Here is a 20,640-nt window from a genome sequence, read left to right as displayed (position 1 = left end):
TCACGCGACCGGACCGCCGTCGGCGCCCGCGCAGCGCTCCACGAACCGCGCCGCCGCCTCGGGAGCGCCCGCCCAGTGGGTGTGCACGTAACTGGCGTGCACCCCTCCCCGTACGAAGCCCTCCACGCGCCGCTCCGGCTGCCGCAGCCCCCACGCGGGCCGTTCCCCGGCGCCCGGCTCGATCACGGTGCGGTGGAACTCGTGCCCCCGCATCCGCGCCCCGGCGGGCGCGAGGACGCTGTCGCCGACGGCCACCGCGTCCCGGTACCCCAGCGTCAGCCGCTCCGACATCCGCGCGTCCGCGTCGAGCACCCCGCACATGGGCGCGCCGTCCAGCGACCGCGCCAGGTAGAGCAGCCCGGCGCACTCGGCCGCGACCGGCGCCCCCGAGGCGGCGAGGTCCGCCACGGCCTTCCGCAGCGGCTCGTTGGCGGACAGCTCGCCCCCGTACACCTCGGGGAAGCCGCCGCCGATCACGAGCCCCGAGGTCCCCTCGGGCAGCGCCTCGTCCCGCAGCGGGTCGAAGGTGACGACCTCGGCCCCGGCGGCGGTCAGCAGCTCGGTGTGCTCGGCGTACGAGAACGTGAACGCGGCCCCGCCCGCCATCGCGATCCGGGGACGCGCACCGGCGACGGCCGGCCCCACGGCCTCCGGCGACCACGCCTCCGCGCGCAGCTCCGGCGCCGACCGGGCGAGCGCGAGCAGCGCCTCCATGTCGCACCCGGCCAGAACCTGTTCGGCCTGCGCCGCCACCGCCTCCACGGCGGCGGCCTGCCGCTCGGCCACCGGCACGAGCCCCAGGTGCCGCGAGGGCGTCGCCACGGCGGGCGCCCGTCGCAGCACGCCGAGGACCGGCACCCCGGACTCCCCGAGCGCCTCCCGCAGCAGGTGCTCGTGCCGGTCGGTCGCGACCTTGTTGAGGATCACGCCCCCGATCCGGACCTCCGGGTCCCAGGACGCGAACCCGTGCACCAGCGCGGCCACCGACCGCGACTGCGAGGACGCGTCCACGACCAGCACCACCGGCGCCTTGAGCAGCTTCGCCACCTGCGCGGTGGACGCCAGCTCGCCCTGGTCGGCGGCCCCGTCGTACAGGCCCATGACCCCCTCGACCACGGCCAGGTCGCAGCCGCGCGACCCGTGCAGGAAGAGCGGCGCCACCAGCCCCGTACCGCACATGTACGCGTCGAGGTTGCGCCCCGGGCGGCCCGTCGCGAGCGCGTGGTAGCCGGGGTCGATGTAGTCCGGACCGACCTTGTGCGGGGAGACGGCCAGGCCGCGGCCCGCGAACGCGGCCATCAGGCCGGTCGCGACCGTGGTCTTGCCCGCGCCCGAGGAGGGCGCGGCGATGACGAGACGTGCTACCACTCGATGCCCCGCTGGCCCTTCTGACCGGCGTCCATCGGGTGCTTGACCTTGGACATGTCGGTGACGAGGTCCGCGAAGTCCACCAGCTCCCGCGGCGCGTTGCGGCCGGTGATGACGACGTGCTGGTGACCGGGCCGGTCGCGCAGCACCTCCACGACCTCGTGCACGTCGATCCAGCCCCAGTGCAGGAGGTAGGCGAACTCGTCGAGGACGTAGAACTTGTACTTCTCCTCCGCGAGGTCCCGCTTGACCTGCTCCCAGCCCTCGCGGGCCTTGTCCTCGTGCGACTGCTCGCCCTCGGCGACCTCGCGCTGGATCCAGGACCAGCCCTCGCCCATCTTGTTCCAGGTGACCGTGCCGCCCTTGCCGGTCTCGCCGAGCGCCTTGAGGGCGTTCTCCTCGCCGACCTTCCACTTGGCGGACTTCACGAACTGGAACACCCCGATCGGCCAGCCCTGGTTCCAGGCGCGCAGCGCCATGCCGAAGGCGGCGGTCGACTTCCCCTTGCCGACGCCCGTGTGCACCATCACCAGCGCGCGGTTGCGGCGCTGACGGGTGGTCAGACCGTCGTCGGGAACGACGGTCGGCTGTCCCTGCGGCATTAAGCGGCCCTCCTGGTTGCCTGTGCTGCGTGCCTTGCCTGTCCTGCCTGTCCTGCCTGTACGTCCCTGACGAGGCCGGCGATCGAGTCGGCGCGCAGCTCGTCCAACGTCACCGCCGTGCCCCCGAGTTCGCGCGCGAGCTGCCCGGCCAGACCGAGCCGCACCGGCCCCGTCTCGCAGTCCACGACGACCGACGCCGTGCCCTCGGCGGCGTGCAGCCGCGCCGCGCGGGCGGCGAGCGCCACCGGGTCCCCGCCCGCCCGCCCGCCGGTCGCCCGCCCGTCCGTCACGACGACGAGCAGGGGGCGGCGCGAGGGGTCCCGCAGCCGCTCGACCCGCAGCACGTCGTGGGCCTTGAGCAGCCCGGCGGACAGGGGAGTGCGGCCCCCGGTGGGAAGCTGTTCGAGCCGGGCGGCCGCCGCGTCCACGGACGAGGTCGGCGGCAGCGCCACCTCGGCGTCCCGGCCCCGGAAGGTGACCAGACCGACCTTGTCGCGCCGCTGGTAGGCGTCGAGGAGCAGCGAGAGCACCGCGCCCTTGACCGCGCTCATGCGCTGCCGGGCCGCCATCGAGCCCGAGGCGTCGACCGCGAAGAGCACGAGGTTGCCCTCGCGGCCCTCCCGGGTCGCCTGCCGCAGGTCGTCGCGCCGGACCACGAGCCCCCGCCCGGTCCGCCCGCGCGCCTTCTGGTGCGGGGCGGCGGCCTGCACGGTCGCGGCCAGGTGCAGCTTGGTCAGCGCGCCCCGGGGCCGTACGGAGCCGGTCGTCCGGCCGTGCTCGGTGCGGGCCCGGGAGCGGCGTCCGGCCGCGCCCTCGCCGAGTCCGGGCACGCTCAGCACCTTCGTACGGAAGGGCTCGGCGGCCTTGACGGCGGCCCGCTCGCCGGAACCGGCACCCGCTTCGGCCTTCTGCGGTGCGTGCTCGGGCACGGGGGCCTCTTCCGGCGCCGGTACGTCCTCGGGCGCGGGCCCGTCGCCCTGCGGCGGGATCCCGCCGCCGTCCGGACCGCCCCCGCCGGGCCCTCCGTCGCCCGGGCCGCCGTCCCCCGGCCCGCCGTCGTCCGGGCCGTCCGGCTCCGGGTCGGGCTCCGGGTCCTCGCCCTTGAACTGTTCGAGGGTCTCGTCGAGCTTGTCCTCGTCGAGCCCCGGAGCGTCGAAGGGCGAGCGCCGGCGGCGGTGGGGGAGGGCCAGGAGCGCGGCCTGCCGCACGTCCTCGGAGGTGACCCCGGTCCGTCCGGCCCAGGCGGCGAGCGCGGTGGCCGTGCGGGCCATGACGATGTCGGCTCGCATCCCGTCCACCTCGAACGCGGCGCAGGTCGCGGCGATCTGGAGCAGCTCGGCGTCCCCGAGGACCACCTGCGGGAGGAGGGCGCGCGCGGCGACGATCCGCCCGCGCAGCGCGGCCTCCTCGCCGGCCCAGCGCGCGGCGAACGCGGCCGGGTCGTCCTCGAAGGCGAGCCGCCGCCGCACGACCTCCACCCGCTGCTCGGGGTCGCGGGAGGCGGCGACCTCCACGGTCAGGCCGAACCGGTCGAGGAGCTGCGGCCGCAGCTCGCCCTCCTCGGGGTTCATGGTCCCGACGAGCAGGAACCGGGCGGCGTGCCGCACGGAGACGCCCTCGCGCTCGACGTGCGAGAAGCCCATGGCGGCGGCGTCGAGCAGCAGGTCGATCAGGTGGTCGTGGAGGAGGTTGACCTCGTCGACGTAGAGGATGCCCCGGTGGGCGTCGGCGAGCAGCCCCGGCTCGAACGCCTTCACGCCCTCCGCGAGCGCCTTCTCGATGTCGAGCGACCCGACGAGCCGGTCCTCGGAGGCGCCGACGGGGAGTTCGACCATCCGCGCGGGCCGCTCGGCCCCCGGCCCCGCCTCGTGCGGCCCGTCCGGGCAGCCCGGATCGGGGGACGCCGGGTCGCAGCTGAACCGGCAGCCCGCGACCACCGGCACGACGGGCAGCAGCTCGGCGAGCGCCCGCACGGCGGTGGACTTCGCGGTCCCCTTCTCCCCCCGGACCAGCACACCGCCCACGGCCGGGCTGACGGCGTTCAGGAGCAGCGCGAGCCGCAGGTCGTCCATGCCGACGACGGCGGTGAACGGATACCGGGTGCTCATCGGGTGGTCCTCTCCTCGGATTCGTCGCGCCGGCGCGGGCGGCCCGGCCACGGGCCCGACGCGTTCTTCGTACGGCTCTGCCACGGGTCCGGCGCCGCCCGTACGTAGTCCCGTCCCGGGTCGGGGTTGTGGCCTGCACAGTCCCACCCCGGATCGGGGCCGTGGCCCGCCCGGTGCCACCCCGGGTCCGGCGCACGGCCCGCGCACGTCCTCGCGGCACTCCCGCCCACGGCGGCCCCGGGCCGCGCGCCCGCGCTCACGGCGCCCCCGGCGGCACGAACGGCAGCCCCGCCGGGGCGCCCTCCTCGATGAGCCGCAGCAGCGCGTCCGTGTCCGCGTGTTCCTCGATCAGGTCGCCGAGCCGGTCGAGCTGTTCCTCGCGCAGGGCGCCGAACGAGGTGTCCGGGGCCGGGACGAACCGGCGGCCGGCCGCCGCCGCGACCTCCCGCAGGAAGGCACGCCGGAAGCCGTCGCTCTCCAGGGAGCCGTGCCAGTGGGTGCCCCACACGGAGCCGACCCGGCAGCCGTCCAGGAACGCTTCCCCGCCCCGTACGTCCGCGACGCCGTGGTGGATCTCGTACCCCTCGACCCGCTCGCCGAGCGCCTCGCCCACCGGCCGGGCCAGGGTCTTCTCGACCCCGAACCGCACCCGTACGGGAAGCAGTCCGAGCCCGTCGACCACCCCGGCCTTCGACTCGACCTCGTCCTCGATCCGCTCGCCCAGGGCCTGGAAGCCGCCGCAGATGCCGAGGACCGGGCGGCCCTCGGCCGCGCGCCGGGCCAGGGCGTCCGCCAGCCCGCGCTCCCGCAGCCAGGCGAGCGCCTTCACCGTGCCGCGCGTGCCCGGCACGACGACCAGGTCCGCGTCGACCAGCTCCTCGGGCCGGTCCACGAACCGGACGACCACGCCCGGCTCGGCCGCCAGCGCGTCCACGTCCGTGAAGTTGGACATCAGGGGGACGGCGCACACGGCGACCCGCAGCACGTCCGCGCCGACCGGCGGCGCCACGACCGACTCCCGGACGGTGCCCCGCAGGGAGACCCGCAGGCCGTCCTCCTCGTCGATGCCGAGCCCGTGCGCGTACGGCAGGACGCCGAAGGTCCGGCGCCCAGTCAGGCCGTACAGCATGTCGAGCCCGGGTTCGAGCAGGCTCACGTCGCCCCGGAACTTGTTCACCAGGTACCCGGCGACGAGCGACTGGTCCTCGGGGGACAGCAGCGCCGTCGTGCCGAAGAACTGGGCGAAGACCCCGCCCCGGTCGATGTCCCCGACCACCACCACGGGCAGCCGCGCGGCCCGCGCCACGCCCATGTTCACGATGTCGGTGCGCCGCAGGTTGATCTCGGCCGGGCTTCCGGCGCCCTCGCAGATCACCGCGTCGTACGTGCTCCGCAGCTCCTCCAGGCACGCCATGACCGGCTCGAACAGCTCCTTCTGCCTGCCTCCGTGCAGTGCCTTCCCGGGGGACGACCCCCCGGACCCCCCGAAGAACCCCTTGGCGCTCATCTCGCCCACCGGCTTGCCCATCAGGACGACCTGGCTGGACCGGTCGCCGCCCGGCTTGAGCAGCACCGGGTTCATCAGCGCGGTCGGCTCGACCCGGGCGGCCTGCGCCTGCATGGCCTGGGCCCGCCCGATCTCGGCGCCCTCGCGCGTGACGAAGGAGTTGAGGGACATGTTCTGCCCCTTGAACGGCGCCACCTTCAGGCCCCGGCGGACCAGCCACCGGCAGATCCCGGCCGTCACGACGCTCTTGCCCGCGTCGGACGTGGTCCCGGCGACCAGCAGCCCCCCGCCCCTCCCGCCCGTCATGCGCTCCTCCGCTTCCCGCGCCGCACGGCGCCGACGATCAGACGGCCGCCCACGCAGGCGGCCAGGGTCAGCGCGGTCACCCGGCGCGAGAGCGCCACCGCCCGTTCGACGTCCGCCACCTCGACGGCCCGCCCCTCCCCGTTGAGCACCGGCCGGTGCTCGACGCGCCCGCCGTACGAGAGGGTGCCCCCGAGCCGTACGCCCAACGCGCCCGCGAAGGCGGCCTCGACCGGGCCCGCGTTGGGGCTCGGGTGCTTCGGCGCGTCCGCCCGCCAGGCCCGTACGGCCCCGCGCGGATCCCCTCCGGCGACGGTGGCGAGCGCGGCCGTCAGGCGTGCGCCCGGCCAGCCGGCCAGGTCGTCGAGGCGGGCCGAGGCCCAGCCGAAGCGGCGGTACCGGGGCGACTTGTGGCCGACCATCGCGTCCAGGGTGTTGACGGCCCGGAAGCCGACGAGTCCCGGCACGCCCGCGACCGCGCCCCAGAACAGGGCGCCGACCACGGCGTCCGAGGTGTTCTCGGCGACCGACTCGACGACCGCGCGGGCCATCGCCGGACCGTCCAGGGACTGCGGGTCGCGCCCGCACAGGTGGGGAAGCCGCTCCCGGGCCACCTCCAGGTCCCCGGCGGCGAGCGCCCCGCCGATCGCGCGGGCCTCCCGGCCCAGGGTCGTCCCGCCGACGACGGCCCACACGGAGGCGGCGGTCAGCGCGACGGCGGCGGCCGGCCGGTCCCGTACGGCCCGGGCGGCGAGGGCGCCGAGGGCGACGGTGGAGCCGGCGCAGACGGCGGTGTGCAGGGCGCCCCAGCCCCGGTGGTCGCGGTGGAGGCGCTTCTCGACGGCGGCGGCGGTCCGGCCGAACGCGGCGACGGGGTGCCCCCGGCGGGGGTCGCCGAGGAGCAGGTCGAGGGCGAGGCCCGCGGCCGCTCCGTACGCGAAGACACCGGTGGCTCTGGGACGGCCGGGCATGGCGCTGTGTCCTCACTCAGGGTCCGCGCCCTGGATCGACGTGACCGGCGGCGAGAGTTCCTGACTCCCGGACCCTCGGATCCGGTCACAGTGGCGGGACCGCGCCGGATTCGCACCGGACTTCCTCTGCTGCCGCCGTAATGGCCCGGGCAGTCCACCACGCCCCGAGAACGGGCGTCAACCCAGCCTTGACCTGCGGCGGCGCACTGTGCGGAGCACCACAGAAAAGGGGCCGGGCGGCCCGCACCCGAAGGTGCGGACCGCCCGGCCGGTGGAGCGGGGACCGTCAGGCGACGATCAGGTAGATGCCGTACGCCACGGCGGCCAGGCAGAGGCCGAAGCAGGTGTAGGCGCCGGTGCGGGCCAGGGTGGCGGAGCCTCCCCGGGCGGCGGCCTCCTCCTGCTTGGTGAGGCCGACGATGCCGAGGGTGAAGAGGCCCACCAGGGCGACGGTGGCCACGAGGCTGACGCCGAAGACGGAGCCGAGGGCTGCCCAGTCGATCTTCATGTGGTTCTTTCCTTAGACCTTCGCGGCCGGGGCCGGGGGAGCGGTCGGGTCGGTGGGGGCCGGGGCGAGGATGGTCGCCTTGAGGTCCTCGTCGGTGACGGCGGCGACGGAGCCGGCCGGCGGCGGGGTGACGGCCGCGATGGCGGTGGTCACCACGCCCGCGGGCTCGGCGTCGGAGGCGTCGAGGTCGTCGGCCGTGACGTTGTGGTGGTCGACCGGCTTGCGGCGGGAGAGCGCCCAGATGACGGCCGAGCCGGCCACGAGCAGGACCGCGACGGCGGCGATGCCCCAGGGGCCCTGCTTGGTGAGGAACTCGGCGCCGGCGCCGACCAGGCCCGCGGCGGGCAGGGTCAGGCCCCAGGCGACGAACATCCGGGTCGCGGTCGACCAGCGGACGACACCGCCCTTGCGGCCGAGGCCGGCGCCCATCACGGCACCCGAGCAGGACTGGGTGGTGGAGAGGGAGAAGCCGAGGTGCGAGGAGGCCAGGATGACCGTCGCGGCGCTGGTCTGGGCGGCGAAGCCCTGCTGCGGCTGGAGGTCGGTGAGGCCCTTGCCCATGGTGCGGATGATGCGCCAGCCGCCCAGGTAGGTGCCGAGCGCGATGGCGACGCCGGCGGAGACGACGACCCAGAGGGGCGGGTTCGAGCCGGGGGCGACGACGCCCTGGGTGACCAGGGCGAGGGTGATGATGCCCATCGTCTTCTGGGCGTCGTTGGTGCCGTGGGCGAGGGAGACGAGACCGGCGGAGGCGATCTGGCCGGCGCGGTAGCCCTTGGCCGTGGCCTTCGCCTCGGGGTTCGCCTTGATCTTGTACGTCAGCTTGGTCGCGGCCATCGCGGCGAGACCCGCGACGAGCGGCGCGGCGACGGCCGGGATGAGGACCTTGGTGACGATGGTGGAGCCGTTCACGGCCGACCAGCCGGCCGACATGACCGCGGCGCCGATGAGGCCGCCGAAGAGCGCGTGGGAGGAGCTGGACGGGAGTCCGAGCAGCCACGTCAGCAGGTTCCACAGGATGGCGCCGACCAGCGCGGCGAAGATCACCTCTGTCCGGATGCCCTCTTCGTTGATGATCCCGCCGGAGATCGTCTTGGCGACCTCCACGGACAGGAACGCGCCGACGAGGTTGAGCACGGCGGACATGGCCACCGCCGTCTTGGGCTTGAGCGCACCGGTCGAGATGGTCGTGGCCATCGCGTTGGCGGTGTCGTGGAAACCGTTCGTGAAATCGAACACGAGAGCTGTCACGACCACAATGGCGAGCAGCAGCGTGATGTGTTCCATTTACCCAGGCAATCGTTCGACGTCAGTGGCTGGTCGAACGTAGGCAACCTGGGTGAACGGAAGATGAACTGGGGCGGGCGGCGTGGTGTCCCTATCCGGTGTCAAGAGATTCCGCTTAGTCGTCCCGAGGGGGTCCGGGGGAGGGGTGTCCACGATGCGGGCGCCCTGCGACCCCGGGTAATCCGGGCCCGCGCAAGGCCTCGGCGGCTCGCCCCGGTTCCTCCCCCGCCGCCCCGTTCCGCCCTCCGGACCGGACCACCCGACCGGGGGACCCCGCCGAGGAGAGCCGCGTCACTCTCCCGGGGTGGCCCCCGGACACCGGAACGCGCCCCTCCGCTCCTTCCGGTGGCATCCGGGCCCCGTCCTGCGGACACTGGGGGTGTGCGCCCGGCTACAGCGACGGCAGCGGCCGTCACCACTCTGTTCGGTGTCGGCGCGGCCGCGGTCGCGGCCGGCCGGTACGCCAGCGACCTCGCCCTCAAGGCGTCGTCGATACGACCCCTGCCCGGCGATCCGAGACTGACCGTGCACGCCACGGGCCCCGACCGGATCACCCTCACCCGCAGCCTCGCCTCGCTGCGCCCCGGCACGTACGGCATGGAGGGCCCCGGCCTGCACGCCGTCCTCGGCCCCGTCCTCGACCGGGCCCCGCACACCGCCGACACCGCCGTCCGGCGCCTGGAGCGGGTCGAGCTCGGCACCCCCGGGCCCGGCGCCCGCGTCCGGCTCACCCCCCAGCTCCACCGGGGGACGCCCACCAGCGCCCTCGGGCTCGACCACGAGGACGTCGAGATCCCCGGCGAGCTCGGCCCGCTGCCCGCCTGGCTCGTGCCCGCCCCGCGCACCACCTGGGTGATCGCCCTGCACGGCCTCGGCACCACCCGCGAGCACCCGCTGAACCTCGTCCCCTTCTACCACCGGCACCGGATCCCGGTCCTGGTCCCCGCCTACCGGGGCGACGAGGGCGCGCCCCCGTCCCCGGACGGCCTCGCCCACCTCGGTGACTCCGAGTGGCGCGACGTCGACGCGGCCCTGCGCTACGCCGTCCGCCGGGGCGCCCGGAAGGTCGTCCTGCACGGCTGGGGGCCCGGGGCGTCGATGGCCCTGCGCGCCGCCGCCGACTCGGGGGTCCGCGACCGGATCGGCGGCCTCGTCCTCGACTCCCCGGTCCTGGACTGGGAGGTCACCCTCCGCAACCTCGCGTCGGCCCGGCACGTCCCCGGCCCCCTGGTCCCGCTCGCCGTCCGCGCCGCCCAGGGCAGGACCGGCCCGCACGGCGACCTCCTCCAGCTCGCCTCGGCCCCCGGCGCCCTGCGCGCCCCGGCCCTCCTCTTCCACGGCCCCGAGGACGCGATCGCCCCCTGGGAGCCCTCCGTCGAACTCGCCGCCCGCCGCCCCGACCTGATCAGCCTCCAGACCGTCCGGGACGCCCCGCACGCGGCGATGTGGAACCCGGACCCGCTCCGCTACGAGGAGTCCTTGCGGCGCTTCCTCGTCCCGCTGCTCTGAGACCCCCCGCGCCGGGGCGGGCCCGAGGCGCGGTACCGGGGACCGCCCGGTACCGGCCCGAGGCCTTTCCCTTACCGGCCGGGGTTTCCCGGCGTCCCGGCCCTCCGGTCCTCCCGGACCGCCCGGGAGAGCCCGCCGGGTCGCGTCGCGCGGTCTCCACGAGGTCTCCGGGAAGCCTCCGCCAGGCCTCCGCACCGTCTCCGCCGGCCCTCCGCGGCCCCCGTTCCGACGGCGCGGCCGGTTCCGATTGGGCTTTCGGGCCGTCAGCGGGAAGACTGCCCCCGTGACGTCTCGAAAGCCCGATGAACCATTGGCGCGCAACTCCAGACTCCGACTCGTCCGCCCACGGTCGCTGGCCACCGCCCGACGGGCCGTGACGACCCGGCGCACCCGGCCGGCGCCGCGGCCGCCCGAGGGCACTCCGCCCCGCGCGGAACTCGCCCGCCAGGCCCGGCACGTCCTCGCCGACGCCGTACGGATCGCCCGCTGGGCGGCCGTCGACGGCGGCGCCGGGAAGGCCCCCCGCACCGGCCCCGACGCCGTCCCCCCGCAGGAACGGGCGGCCGCGGCCCTCGACCTGACGCCCGGCCAGGTCCGGGCCGGCTGGGACCGCGCCCGGCTCGCCGGCCTCGTCGAGCTCCACGGCGACACCGCCCGCCCCGGCTGGCGGCTGCACGCCTGGGACCGCGACGACTCCGCCGTGCTGCGCGGCTGGGTCGCCCTCTTCGACGCCTGGTCCCTGGTGCACCCGGCCCCCGAGGGGGTCGCCCCGGGCGCCGTCGCCGAGGTCGTCGAGGCCCTCCCGCAGGTGCTCTCGCTGCTCCAGCTCTCCCAGGGCCCGGTCCTCGTCCCGGCCCTCCTCGACCTCCTCGGCCAGCGCGTCGAGGAGCTCCGCGGGGAGCGCTGCGAGGTCCCCGCGCCCGAGCAGGCCCCCGAAGTGCCCGCCGAGGGCGGCGTCGACGGGCTCCCCGCCCTCCTCGACTGGGCCCTGGAGGGCCTGGCCGCCGTCGGCGCGCTCACCCTGGACTCCGGCGCCGGCGAGCGCCACGCCACCCTGACCCCGCTCGGCAACTGGGCCGTGTGGGTCAAGCTGGAGCAGATCTGCGTCGCCGCGCAGAGCCCCGCGGGCAACATCGAGCAGTCCGCCGAGGACATGCTCCGCGGCTGCGCCCGGCTCACCCCGGGCCCGGCCCGCGACGAGTACCGCGCCTGGCTCGCGGCCCGCACCCTCTCCAGCGCGGTGGCCGAGCTGCTCGCCGTCGCCCGGGGCGAGGACGCCCTGCTGCGCGGCCTCGCCTTCGAGGCGCTCCGGGTCGTCGGCGCTCCCGCCGAGGCCGGGGTCCGGGCCACCGTCGCCGAGCCCTCGCTGCGCCCCTACGCGCTGCTCTGGCTCGCGGAGTACGAGGGCGCCGACCCCGACGAGGCCCAGGAGGTGCTGACCCGGGAGGAGGCCACCTGGCTCTGGGTGGACACCGCCGCGGCCGTCGCCGACCACGGCGAGAGCGCGCTCCTGGTCCGCCACCTCGACTCCGCCGTGCAGGGCACCGTCCCCGCGCTGCTCGACGAGGTCCGGGCCGTCGGCCACCCCCGTACCGTCCAGGTCCTGGTCGCCCTCGCGGCCGCCCACCCGGACCCGGCCCTGGCCAAGGCGGTCCGCAGGGCCGCCTTCCAGGTCCACACCGGGGGCGCGTGACGCCCGGCACCGGAGGGGCCGGGCCGTCGGGGGAGAGCCCGGCGCCCGGCTACTCCGGGGCGCCGGGGCCGTACGTCCCGAAGCTCCAGACGTTCCCCTCGGCGTCCCGGGCCATGTAGTCCCGGGCGCCGTACTCCTGGTCCGTGGGCGGCGTCAGGACCTCCACCCCGTGCGCGACCGCGCGCGCGTGGTGCTCGTCCACGTCGTCCACGTGCACGAAGACGCCCGCCGGACCGGCACCGGCCATCGCCTTGTCGAAGGCGCTCCCGGTGCCCTTGCTGCCCAGCATCACGACGCCGTTCCCGAAGGACAGCTCGGCGTGCGCGACGCGCCCGTCCTCGCCCTCGTACACGCCGGTCGCGGTGAAGCCGAAGCCCTCCGTGAGCAGCTCGATCGCCGCCTTCGCGTCCTCGTACAGCAGCGTCGGACAGATGTGGGGTGCCCCGGTCATCCCGACCACGTCCTCTCGAATCGGCCGCATGTGATCCAGGTCTCAGTCTCGCAGCCGCCACCGACAACTCAGCGGAAGGTGTTGCACCGGGCCATGTCGCCGGTCCGGTAACCCTCGTAGAACCACTGCTGCCGCTGCGCCGCCGAGCCGTGCGTCCAGCTCTCCGGCGTCACCCGGCCCTGGAACCGCTCCTGGATCCGGTCGTCGCCCACCGCCGCCGCCGCGTCCAGCCCGTCCTGGATGTCCTGGTCGGTCAGCGTGGTCAGCAGCCGCTTCCCGGTCTTCTCGTCGGGCGTGGTCGTCGCGTGCCGCGCCCACACGCCCGCGTAGCAGTCGGCCTGGAGCTCGACCCGCACCGCGTTGGAGTCCGCGCCGGTCCGGCCGTCCTGGGCCCGGCTCAGGGTCCCCATCAGGTTCTGGACGTGGTGGCCGTACTCGTGCGCCACCACGTACGCCTGGGCGAAGGGTCCGCCGCTCGCCCCGAACTTGGTCCGCAGCTCCTCGAAGAAGCCCAGGTCCAGATAGACCTGCCGGTCGCCGGGGCAGTAGAAGGGCCCGACCGCCGAGGTCGCCGTGCCGCACGCGGTCCCGACCCGCTGGGTGAACATCACGGTCGGCGCGGTGGCGTAGGTCCCGCCCCGGCGGGTGTACTCGCTCCGCCAGTAGTCCTGGACGCTGTTGACGACCGCCACGATCCGGCAGTCGTCGCGCGTGTTGGCGTCCGAGCCCTTCCGGCAGGTCTGGTTCACCTGGGCCGCCGAGGAGGAGGTCGCGGCCGGTTCGTCGCCACCCTCGGAGAGCCCGAGCTGCTCCGGTCCGACCCCGAAGAACAGCCCCAGGACCAGCGCGACGAAACCGATGATCCCGCCGCCGATGGTCGCCCCGCCGCCCGGGATCCGGCTGCTCCGGACGTCCTTGACCTCCGAGGTGTCCAGGTCGGCGTCGTCGTCGAACTGCACGGTCCACCACCCTCCGCGTGTCTGCCGGGCAGTGGCCGCCGCCCTGCGCCGAGTATCGGACGACCGCCTACCCGCCGCCCCTTTTACGAAGCGCCGGCGGGACCACCGGAACGCGGGCGGGAGGGGTCCGGGGCGCGGCCCTGCGCCCCGCGTGGCCGAAAACCAGTTGCAGGGGCCCGTTAGACTGGCCGTATGGCCATTCTCCCCGTGCATTAGCGGCGTCGAAGCCCTCCACCCCGTCCTTCCGCCGTATCCCCACCGCCCTGGAGTCTGTCCGTGATCACCGCTTCCGGCATCGAGCTGCGCGCCGGCGCCCGCGTCCTCATCGAGTCCGCTTCCTTCCGCGTCGCCAAGGGCGACCGCATCGGCCTGGTCGGCCGCAACGGAGCGGGCAAGACCACCCTCACCAAGTGCCTCGCCGGCGAGGGCCAGCCCGCCGGCGGCACCATCGCCCGCTCCGGCGAGGTCGGCTACCTCCCGCAGGACCCGCGCACCGGCGACCTCGACGTCCTGGCCCGCGACCGCATCCTCTCCGCCCGGGGCCTCGACACCCTCCTCAAGAAGATGCGGGCGAACGAGGAGCGCATCGCCACCGGCTCCGGCGCCACCCGCGAGAAGGCCCTGCGCCAGTACGAGCGCCAGGAGACCGAGTTCCTGACCAAGGGCGGTTACGCGGCCGAGGCCGAGGCCTCCACCATCGCCGCCGCCCTCGGCCTGCCCGACCGGGTCATGGGCCAGCCGCTGCACACCCTCTCCGGCGGTCAGCGCCGTCGCGTCGAGCTCGCCCGGATCCTCTTCTCGGACGCCGACACGCTCCTGCTCGACGAGCCCACGAACCACCTCGACGCCGACTCCATCGTCTGGCTGCGCGACTACCTGAAGACCTACCGCGGCGGCTTCATCGTGATCTCCCACGACGTCGACCTGGTCGAGACCGTGGTCAACAAGGTCTTCTACCTGGACGCCAACCGCTCCACGATCGACGTCTACAACATGGGCTGGAAGCTCTACCAGCAGCAGCGCGAGGCCGACGAGAAGCGCCGCAAGCGCGAGCGCCAGAACGCCGAGAAGAAGGCCGCCGCGCTCAACTCGCAGGCCGACAAGATGCGCGCCAAGGCCACCAAGACCGTCGCCGCGCAGAACATGGCCAAGCGCGCCGAGCGGCTGCTCTCCGGCCTGGAGGCGGTGCGCGCCTCCGACAAGGTCGCCAAGCTGCGCTTCCCCGAGCCCTCGCCCTGCGGCAAGACCCCGCTGACGGCCGAGGGGCTCTCCAAGTCGTACGGCTCCCTGGAGATCTTCACCGACGTGAGCCTCGCCATCGACAAGGGCTCGCGCGTCGTCATCCTCGGCCTCAACGGCGCCGGCAAGACGACCCTGCTGCGCCTGCTCGGCGGGGTCGAGCAGCCCGACACCGGCGAGGTGACCCCGGGCCACGGCCTGAAGCTGGGGTACTACGCCCAGGAGCACGAGACCCTCGACCCGGACCGGACCGTCCTGGAGAACATGCGCTCGGCCGCGCCCGACCTGGACCTGGTCGAGGTGCGCAAGACGCTGGGCTCGTTCCTCTTCTCCGGCGACGACGTCGACAAGCCGGCCGGGGTGCTCTCCGGCGGCGAGAAGACCCGGCTCGCCCTGGCGACCCTGGTCGTCTCCTCGGCGAACGTGCTGCTCCTCGACGAGCCCACCAACAACCTGGACCCGGCCAGCCGCGAGGAGATCCTCGGCGCGCTGCGCACGTACAAGGGCGCCGTCGTCCTCGTCACCCACGACGAGGGGGCCGTGGAGGCGCTCGACCCGGAGCGGATCATCCTGCTCCCGGACGGCGTCGAGGACCTGTGGGGCGCGGACTACGCGGACCTGGTGGCCCTGGCCTGACCCTCCGGGGACCCGGCGCGGACCCCTTCCGGACCCGAAACGGAGCCGGTCCGGAGCCGGTCCGGACCCGCTTCGGACCCGAGACGATCATTCCAGACTGGATCATTCGGCTCATGGGTGATCCGTCATCTGAGTGAGGACGTCTCGTACCCGTCGGCGCGGTGCTCTGCTGAATCCTTCCGGCAGGCCCGCGCCGCACGTGTGTTCCCGGCGCCCCTCTGACCTGGCACTTCCCGTTCCGCCCGGCGCGGAGGCGGCTTTCCCGAGGACCGGAATCCGGCCTTCCGGTCATGGCGATGCCGCACTCGTCCACCAACGAAGCCGCACGGACCTTGTCGAATGGGTGGCCAGGACGGACGGGAGGGGTGATCATGAGAAGTCCAGAGCGCACTTCCCATGAGGAGGCACGGGTGGCCGAGACTCTGAAGAAGGGCAGCCGGGTGACCGGCGCCGCGCGCGACAAGCTCGCGGCAGACCTGAAGAAGAAGTACGACTCCGGTGCGAGCATCCGGGCGCTGGCCGAGGAAACCGGCCGCTCCTACGGATTCGTCCACCGGATGCTCAGCGAGTCCGGAGTCACGCTGCGCGGACGCGGCGGAGCGACACGGGGCAAGAAGGCGGCCTCGGCCTGACACGGGGCGGCTCCCACCGGGCCACCGGGTCTCCCGGTGGCCACCCGGTCGGCTCCGCGGTCGGCCGGGTGGTTACTGTGCAGTCACTTAGCATCGGATGCAGTGCTGCACCGGAACCGGAGGCGCCCCATGACTACGCTCGACGACTCTGAGCTCGTATTCGACAAGGACGGTGTACGGCTCACCGTCGAGGACGCCGTTGCCACGGTGACCTTGACCAATCCGGCGAAGCGCAACGCCCAGTCTCCCGCTCTGTGGCGGGCGTTGACGGAAGCCGGACGGTCGTTGCCGGGCAGCGTGCGGGTCGTGATCCTGCGCGGCGAGGGCAAGTCCTTCTCCGCCGGGCTCGACCGGCAGGCGTTCACGCCCGAGGGCTTCGACGGCGAGCCGTCCTTCCTGGACATGGCGCGGGGGTCCGACGCGGACCTCGACGCCGTCATCGCCGAGTACCAGGAGGCGTTCACCTGGTGGCGCCGCGGCGACCTCGTGTCGATCGCGGCCGTCCAGGGCCACGCCATCGGCGCGGGCTTCCAGCTCGCCCTCGCCTGCGACCTGCGGGTCGTCGCCGAGGACGTGCAGTTCGCCATGCGCGAGACCAGCCTGGGCCTCGTCCCGGACCTCACCGGCACGCACCCCCTCGTCTCCCTCGTGGGCTACGCCCGCGCCCTGGAGATCTGCGCCACCGGACGCTTCGTGCACGCCGACGAGGCCGAGCGCACCGGCCTGGCCAACCTCGCCGTGCCCGCCGACCAGCTCGACGCGGCCGTACGGGACCTCGCCGCCGCCCTGCTCGCGGCGCCCCGCGACGCGGTCAACGAGACCAAGGCGCTCCTCCAGGGCGTCTCCGGCCGCTCCTACGAGGAGCAGCGCGTCGCCGAGCGCGCCGCCCAGGGCCGCCGTCTGCGCGACCTCGCGGGCCTCGGCGACTGACGCCGGACCCCTTTCAGCGCAGCTCCGACACGAGCACCGTGACCGCGGTCGCCCCACCGGCGGCCGCGGTCGCGGCGCTCCGGGCCGCGCGGGCCACGTCCAGCGGGCGGCGGCCCGCCGTCACGGCCAGCTCGACCCGCAGCGCGTCCCCGCTCCGGCGCACGGGCGGCCCCAGCGCGTCCGTCACGCCCGCCACCCCCTCGACCCGCAGCACCGCCAGGGCCACCGGATCGTCCGTCGCCGGGGAGGGCCGCCCCGGCGGGGGAGCGGCCGGCTCCTCCTCCGGAGCCGCGTCGAGCAGCTCCGTCACCCGCAGGTCCACGGCCGCCACCCGCAGCCCGATCCCGTCCGCCGCCGCCCCGAGCAGGGCCGCCCGCAGCTCCTCGGACACCTCCGGCAGCGGCCGGCCCGCCACCGCCCCGAAGTCCGCGGCGATCCGCAGCGGCCCCGGCGCGAGCCCTCCCGGCGGCACCGGGAGCGGCCCGGCCTCCCGCTCCCCGTCCGGATCGGCGCCGACCCGGATCAGGCCCGGCACCACCCCCCGTACCGCCGCGGCGGCCCCGTCGAGGACCTGTCGTGCCGCCCGCTCCGTGATCCAGGCGCCGTCCTCCGCCGTGCCCAGGGGCAGCAGTCTGCCCGGCGCCAGGCGGTCCCGGACCGCCGCCGTCCAACCCTCAGCCGTCGTCATTCCCCCAGACTGCCGCATTCGCGGAGCAGATATGGGAAAGCGCCCTTAATGTGAGCGAGGAACCCCGAAATATCCCAGAAGGGGCGAAAACTGATGACGGACACCACCCACACCGGAGACTCCTCGGCCGACGAGTCGCGCCGCACCTCCGTGACCAAGCGGGGCGGCGGCCCCGCGGCCACCCGCGGCAAGACGACCATCGCCGACGGCGTGGTCGAGAAGATCGCCGGTCTCGCCGCGCGGGACGTCGAGGGCGTCCACGACATGGGCAGCGGACTCTCCCGCACCTTCGGCGCCGTGCGCGACCGGGTCCCCGGCGGCAGCAGCAAGTCGAACGTCACCCGGGGCGTGAAGGCCGAGGTCGGCGAGGTGCAGACCGCGCTCGACCTGGAGATCGTCGTCGAGTACGGGTACGCCATCTCCGACGTCGCGGGCAACGTCCGGGAGAACGTCGTCAACGCCGTGGAGCGGATGACCGGCCTCGAAGTCGTCGAGGTCAACATCGCGGTCAGCGACGTGAAGCTGCCCGACGACGAGGACGACGAGGACGACGAGGACGAGCGTCGACTCCAGTAGGCACCGGAACCCCGGCGGCCAGGGCCAGGAAAGGGACTCGGAATGAGCATGGCGGTGGTCGGCCTGTTGGCCGGCATGGCTCTCGGCTTCGCCGGATACTTCGGCGGCTTCGGAGCGTTCGTACTGGTCGCGGCCCTCGGGGCGGTCGGCTTCGTGGTCGGCCGCTTCGCCGACGGGGACCTCGAACCCGGCGACCTGTTCCGGGGACGCGATCGCGGCGACCGGCGGCGGTGACGGGCGGTGGCGACGGACCTTGCAGCCGCCCCGGCGGACACGGCACCGGAGCCGGTGCGCGGGCGGGGAGCGACCGACATCGCCGACCGGGTCGTCGCGAAGATCGCCGCCCAGGCGGCCCGGGAGGCGCTCGACCGCGTCCCGAAGGGAGGCTCGAAGCCCCACGCCTCGGTCGTCGTCCACCGCGACGCCGCCCGCGTCGCGGTGACCCTCGAACTCGACTACCCCTCCGACGTCGGCCGCCAGTGCGGCGCCGTGCGCAGCAGGGTCCGCAGCCGGGTGGAGCACCTCGTCGGCCTGGAGGTCCACGAGGTGACCGTCGACGTGGAGCGCCTCCACTCCGCCCTCACCCGTGACGACACGCCGAGGGGCCGCCTCTCATGACCACCACCCCGGCACCCGCTCCCGCCCCCGCGCGGGAGGAGGAGCCCGGCACCACCGCCCCCGCGGCCCCCGCCCGCCGCTTCTGGGCGGTGCGCCGCGTTCCCGCCGCCCTACTCGCCGCCGTCGTCCTCGGCGGCGCCGGGCTGCTCCTCTACGACGTGGCGGCCGTACGGGCCGACCACTCGGCCATGGCCTGGCGGAAGGAGACGGCCGAGGGCCTCGCGACCCGGCCGCTCGACTCCACCTGGGTCATGGCCGGAGCGTCCCTCGCGGCCCTGATCGGCCTCTGGCTCCTGTTCCTGGCCCTCACCCCCGGGCTGCGCTCCGTGCTCCCCATGCGGCGCGACCACCCCGACGTACGGGCCGGACTCGACCGCAAGGCCGCGGCCCTCATCCTGCGGGACCGCGCCATGGAGGTCTCCGGCGTGCAGACCGCGAAGGTCCGCGTCCGCCGCTCCAAGGCCGCCGTCCGGGCGGTCTCGCACTTCCGGGACCTCGACGAGGTCCGGGCCGACCTGGAGCGGGCGGTCACCACCGGCATCGACGAACTCGGCCTCGCCCACCCGCCCGCGCCGAAGGTACGGGTGGCCCGGCCGCCCCGGAAGGGATGAGCGGCCCGATGACGCCCCGCGAGAAGACCCCGTCCCGCGCCCCGTCCCCCGCGCCCCCGGAAGGAGCCCGCAGGTGACCGTCGTCCTGCGCCGCGTCAACCGCTTCCTGCTCGGCCTGGCCGGACTGGCCCTCGTCGTCCTCGGCGGCTCCGTCCTCGCCGCCGCGGCCGGCCTGTCCGTACCGTCCTGGTGGCCCTGGTCGGGCCCCTCCGACGTCCTGCTGACCACCGCCGACCGGCAGCGCTGGCGGGACGAGGGCTGGTGGTGGCCGGTGGTCATCGCCGTCCTCGGCGTGCTCGTCCTGCTCGCCCTGTGGTGGCTGATCGCCCAGTTCCGCCGGGCCCGGCTCGCCGAGGTCGCCGTCGACAGCGGCGACGGCGACGAGGCGATCCTGCGCGGCCGGGCCCTGGAGGGCGTCCTGGAGGCCGACGCCGCCTCCCAGGACGGCGTGGACCGGGCCAGGGTCTCCCTCACCGGCCGCCGCACCGCCCCCCGCGCCCGGGTGAAGCTCCAGCTGGAACCGTACGCGGCCCCGGCCGACGCCCTCGCCACCCTCGGCTCCCAGGCCCTCGCCAACGCCCGCACCGCGACCGGCCTGTCCTCGCTGCCCACCGAGGCCCGCCTGCGCGCGGTGAAGCACCGCGCCCGCCGGGTCAACTGACGGACGGACGGGCGGGCCGGGGGCGGCTCAGAAGCCGCTGCGGGCCCCGCCGTCCACCGGCAGCATCACGCCCGTCAGGTACGAGGCGGCCGGTGACAGCAGGAAGGCCGCCGTCCGCCCGAACTCCTCCGGCGTGCCGTACCGGCGCAGCGGGATCGTCGCCTCGTTCGCCGCACGGGTCGCGTCCGCGTCCCCGGAGAGCGCGTCCAGGGAGCGCACCCGGTCCGTGTCGATCCGGCTCGGCAGCAGTCCGACGACCCGCACCCCGCGCGGCCCCAGGTCGTTGGCGAGGGACTTCGCGAAGCCCGCGAGCCCCGGGCGCAGCCCGTTGGAGATGGTCAGGCCGGCGATCGGCTCGTGGACCGAGGCGGACAGGACGAAGCCGATCACCCCGCCCTCGCCGAGCGTCTCGGCCGCCGCGCGGGCCAGCCGCACCGCCCCCAGGAAGACGGTGTCGAAGGCGGCGGCCCACTGCTCGTCGGTGTTGTCCGCGGCGAAGCCGGGCGCCGGGCCGCCGACACTGATCAGGACGCCGTCGAAGCCGCCGAACCGGGACCGCGCCTCCGCGATCAGCCGGGCCGGGGTCCCCGGGTCGGTGTTGTCGGCCGCGACCCCGGCCGCGCCCGGGCCCAGCGCCTCCACGGCCTCCGCGACCGTCTTCTCCTCGCGCCCGGTCACCAGCACCTTGGCGCCCTCCGCGAGCAGCGCCTCCGCCGAGGCACGGCCGAGCCCCCGCGTCGCGCCGGTCACCACGTACACACGGTCCTTCAGTCCGAGATCCAT

21 protein-coding genes and 1 riboswitch are annotated in these 20,640 nt (G+C 75.1%); of the genes, 10 read left to right on the top strand and 11 right to left on the bottom strand.

Annotation, left to right across the window (positions count from 1 at the left end):
* The 7 genes from ACIQD7_RS11630 to ACIQD7_RS11600 form a co-directional block, all read right to left on the bottom strand.
* The gene (locus tag ACIQD7_RS11630; protein ID WP_391167577.1) at positions 1 to 1,368 is read right to left on the bottom strand and encodes a cobyrinate a,c-diamide synthase; all 1,368 of its coding nucleotides are present in this window, start codon (positions 1,366 to 1,368) and stop codon (positions 1 to 3) included.
* On the bottom strand, positions 1,362 to 1,970 hold the full coding sequence (cobO, locus tag ACIQD7_RS11625) for a cob(I)yrinic acid a,c-diamide adenosyltransferase (RefSeq protein ID WP_121833949.1): 609 nt from the start codon (positions 1,968 to 1,970) through the stop codon (positions 1,362 to 1,364). Before cobO ends, ACIQD7_RS11630 begins: the two co-directional genes overlap by 7 nt.
* Positions 1,970 to 4,078, bottom strand: a complete 2,109-nt coding sequence (locus ACIQD7_RS11620) for a putative cobaltochelatase (RefSeq protein WP_402441432.1) — start codon at positions 4,076 to 4,078, stop codon at positions 1,970 to 1,972. Before ACIQD7_RS11620 ends, cobO begins: the two co-directional genes overlap by 1 nt.
* Positions 4,079 to 4,334: 256 nt before the next feature.
* Positions 4,335 to 5,891, bottom strand: a complete 1,557-nt coding sequence (locus tag ACIQD7_RS11615) for a cobyric acid synthase (protein WP_402441431.1) — start codon at positions 5,889 to 5,891, stop codon at positions 4,335 to 4,337.
* Positions 5,888 to 6,859: a cobalamin biosynthesis protein gene (locus ACIQD7_RS11610; RefSeq protein ID WP_121833701.1), complete on the bottom strand. Its 972-nt coding sequence runs from the start codon at positions 6,857 to 6,859 to the stop codon at positions 5,888 to 5,890. The genes ACIQD7_RS11615 and ACIQD7_RS11610 overlap by 4 nt, the downstream gene beginning before the upstream one ends.
* A 33-nt stretch (positions 6,860 to 6,892) precedes the next feature.
* A riboswitch (cobalamin riboswitch) is annotated at positions 6,893 to 7,034 on the bottom strand.
* A gap of 111 nt (positions 7,035 to 7,145) precedes the next feature.
* A complete protein-coding gene (locus tag ACIQD7_RS11605) occupies positions 7,146 to 7,367 on the bottom strand; it encodes a hypothetical protein (RefSeq protein ID WP_121833702.1) in 222 nt (73 codons plus the stop codon).
* Between the two features lie 12 nt (positions 7,368 to 7,379).
* Entirely contained in the window at positions 7,380 to 8,654 is a 1,275-nt protein-coding gene (locus ACIQD7_RS11600; RefSeq protein WP_121833703.1) for an inorganic phosphate transporter, read from the bottom strand.
* A 381-nt stretch (positions 8,655 to 9,035) separates the two neighbouring features.
* Here ACIQD7_RS11600 and ACIQD7_RS11595 point away from each other — a divergent pair, with 381 nt between their 5' ends.
* Both ACIQD7_RS11595 and ACIQD7_RS11590 read left to right on the top strand, forming a co-directional pair.
* Positions 9,036 to 10,163 carry an alpha/beta hydrolase gene (locus ACIQD7_RS11595; protein ID WP_402441430.1) on the top strand — a complete coding sequence of 376 codons (1,128 nt, stop codon included), beginning with the start codon at positions 9,036 to 9,038 and terminating at the stop codon, positions 10,161 to 10,163.
* A gap of 283 nt (positions 10,164 to 10,446) precedes the next feature.
* Complete coding sequence (locus ACIQD7_RS11590; RefSeq protein ID WP_390755237.1) at positions 10,447 to 11,856, top strand: hypothetical protein; 1,410 nt, start codon at positions 10,447 to 10,449, stop codon at positions 11,854 to 11,856.
* Between the two features lie 49 nt (positions 11,857 to 11,905).
* Here the strand turns inward: ACIQD7_RS11590 and ACIQD7_RS11585 are convergent, their stop codons facing one another.
* Together ACIQD7_RS11585 and ACIQD7_RS11580 are read right to left on the bottom strand one after the other, a co-directional pair.
* Positions 11,906 to 12,307, bottom strand: a complete 402-nt coding sequence (locus ACIQD7_RS11585; RefSeq protein ID WP_402441429.1) for a VOC family protein — start codon at positions 12,305 to 12,307, stop codon at positions 11,906 to 11,908.
* 68 nt (positions 12,308 to 12,375) lie between these two features.
* Positions 12,376 to 13,266 carry a neutral zinc metallopeptidase gene (locus tag ACIQD7_RS11580; protein ID WP_402441428.1) on the bottom strand — a complete coding sequence of 297 codons (891 nt, stop codon included), beginning with the start codon at positions 13,264 to 13,266 and terminating at the stop codon, positions 12,376 to 12,378.
* Between the two features lie 276 nt (positions 13,267 to 13,542).
* On the opposite strand from ACIQD7_RS11580, the gene ACIQD7_RS11575 reads away from it, so the two are divergent.
* The 3 genes from ACIQD7_RS11575 to ACIQD7_RS11565 all read left to right on the top strand — a co-directional run bounded on the left by ACIQD7_RS11575 (position 13,543) and on the right by ACIQD7_RS11565 (position 16,703).
* Positions 13,543 to 15,141 carry an ABC-F family ATP-binding cassette domain-containing protein gene (locus ACIQD7_RS11575; protein WP_121833813.1) on the top strand — a complete coding sequence of 533 codons (1,599 nt, stop codon included), beginning with the start codon at positions 13,543 to 13,545 and terminating at the stop codon, positions 15,139 to 15,141.
* A gap of 410 nt (positions 15,142 to 15,551) precedes the next feature.
* A complete protein-coding gene (locus ACIQD7_RS11570; RefSeq protein ID WP_006123601.1) occupies positions 15,552 to 15,773 on the top strand; it encodes a helix-turn-helix domain-containing protein in 222 nt (73 codons plus the stop codon).
* A 129-nt stretch (positions 15,774 to 15,902) separates the two neighbouring features.
* On the top strand, positions 15,903 to 16,703 hold the full coding sequence (locus ACIQD7_RS11565; RefSeq protein WP_161372815.1) for an enoyl-CoA hydratase/isomerase family protein: 801 nt from the start codon (positions 15,903 to 15,905) through the stop codon (positions 16,701 to 16,703).
* Positions 16,704 to 16,716: 13 nt separating this feature from the next.
* Here ACIQD7_RS11565 and ACIQD7_RS11560 read toward each other — a convergent pair whose 3' ends face one another.
* Positions 16,717 to 17,391, bottom strand: coding sequence for a hypothetical protein (locus tag ACIQD7_RS11560; RefSeq protein ID WP_402441427.1), 675 nt, complete (start codon positions 17,389 to 17,391; stop codon positions 16,717 to 16,719).
* 93 nt (positions 17,392 to 17,484) lie between these two features.
* On the opposite strand from ACIQD7_RS11560, the gene ACIQD7_RS11555 reads away from it, so the two are divergent.
* The 5 genes from ACIQD7_RS11555 to amaP all read left to right on the top strand — a co-directional run bounded on the left by ACIQD7_RS11555 (position 17,485) and on the right by amaP (position 19,857).
* A complete protein-coding gene (locus ACIQD7_RS11555; protein ID WP_399761429.1) occupies positions 17,485 to 17,967 on the top strand; it encodes an Asp23/Gls24 family envelope stress response protein in 483 nt (160 codons plus the stop codon).
* Positions 17,968 to 18,009: 42 nt separating this feature from the next.
* Positions 18,010 to 18,201 carry a hypothetical protein gene (locus ACIQD7_RS11550; protein WP_121833471.1) on the top strand — a complete coding sequence of 64 codons (192 nt, stop codon included), beginning with the start codon at positions 18,010 to 18,012 and terminating at the stop codon, positions 18,199 to 18,201.
* A 6-nt stretch (positions 18,202 to 18,207) separates the two neighbouring features.
* Positions 18,208 to 18,585, top strand: a complete 378-nt coding sequence (locus tag ACIQD7_RS11545; protein ID WP_402441426.1) for an Asp23/Gls24 family envelope stress response protein — start codon at positions 18,208 to 18,210, stop codon at positions 18,583 to 18,585.
* Positions 18,582 to 19,196 (top strand): DUF6286 domain-containing protein, encoded by a 615-nt coding sequence (locus tag ACIQD7_RS11540; RefSeq protein WP_402441425.1) that lies wholly within the window; start codon positions 18,582 to 18,584, stop codon positions 19,194 to 19,196. The genes ACIQD7_RS11545 and ACIQD7_RS11540 overlap by 4 nt, the downstream gene beginning before the upstream one ends.
* 73 nt (positions 19,197 to 19,269) lie before the next feature.
* Positions 19,270 to 19,857, top strand: coding sequence for an alkaline shock response membrane anchor protein AmaP (gene amaP / locus ACIQD7_RS11535; protein WP_402441424.1), 588 nt, complete (start codon positions 19,270 to 19,272; stop codon positions 19,855 to 19,857).
* A 27-nt stretch (positions 19,858 to 19,884) separates the two neighbouring features.
* Here amaP and ACIQD7_RS11530 read toward each other — a convergent pair whose 3' ends face one another.
* Positions 19,885 to 20,640 carry an SDR family oxidoreductase gene (locus ACIQD7_RS11530; RefSeq protein WP_121833475.1) on the bottom strand — a complete coding sequence of 252 codons (756 nt, stop codon included), beginning with the start codon at positions 20,638 to 20,640 and terminating at the stop codon, positions 19,885 to 19,887.

Origin of the sequence: Streptomyces sp. NPDC093071 (assembly GCF_044754545.1) — a bacterium.
Classification (GTDB): Bacteria; Actinomycetota; Actinomycetes; order Streptomycetales; family Streptomycetaceae; genus Streptomyces.
This window is presented reverse-complemented; position numbering and strand designations above follow the sequence as displayed.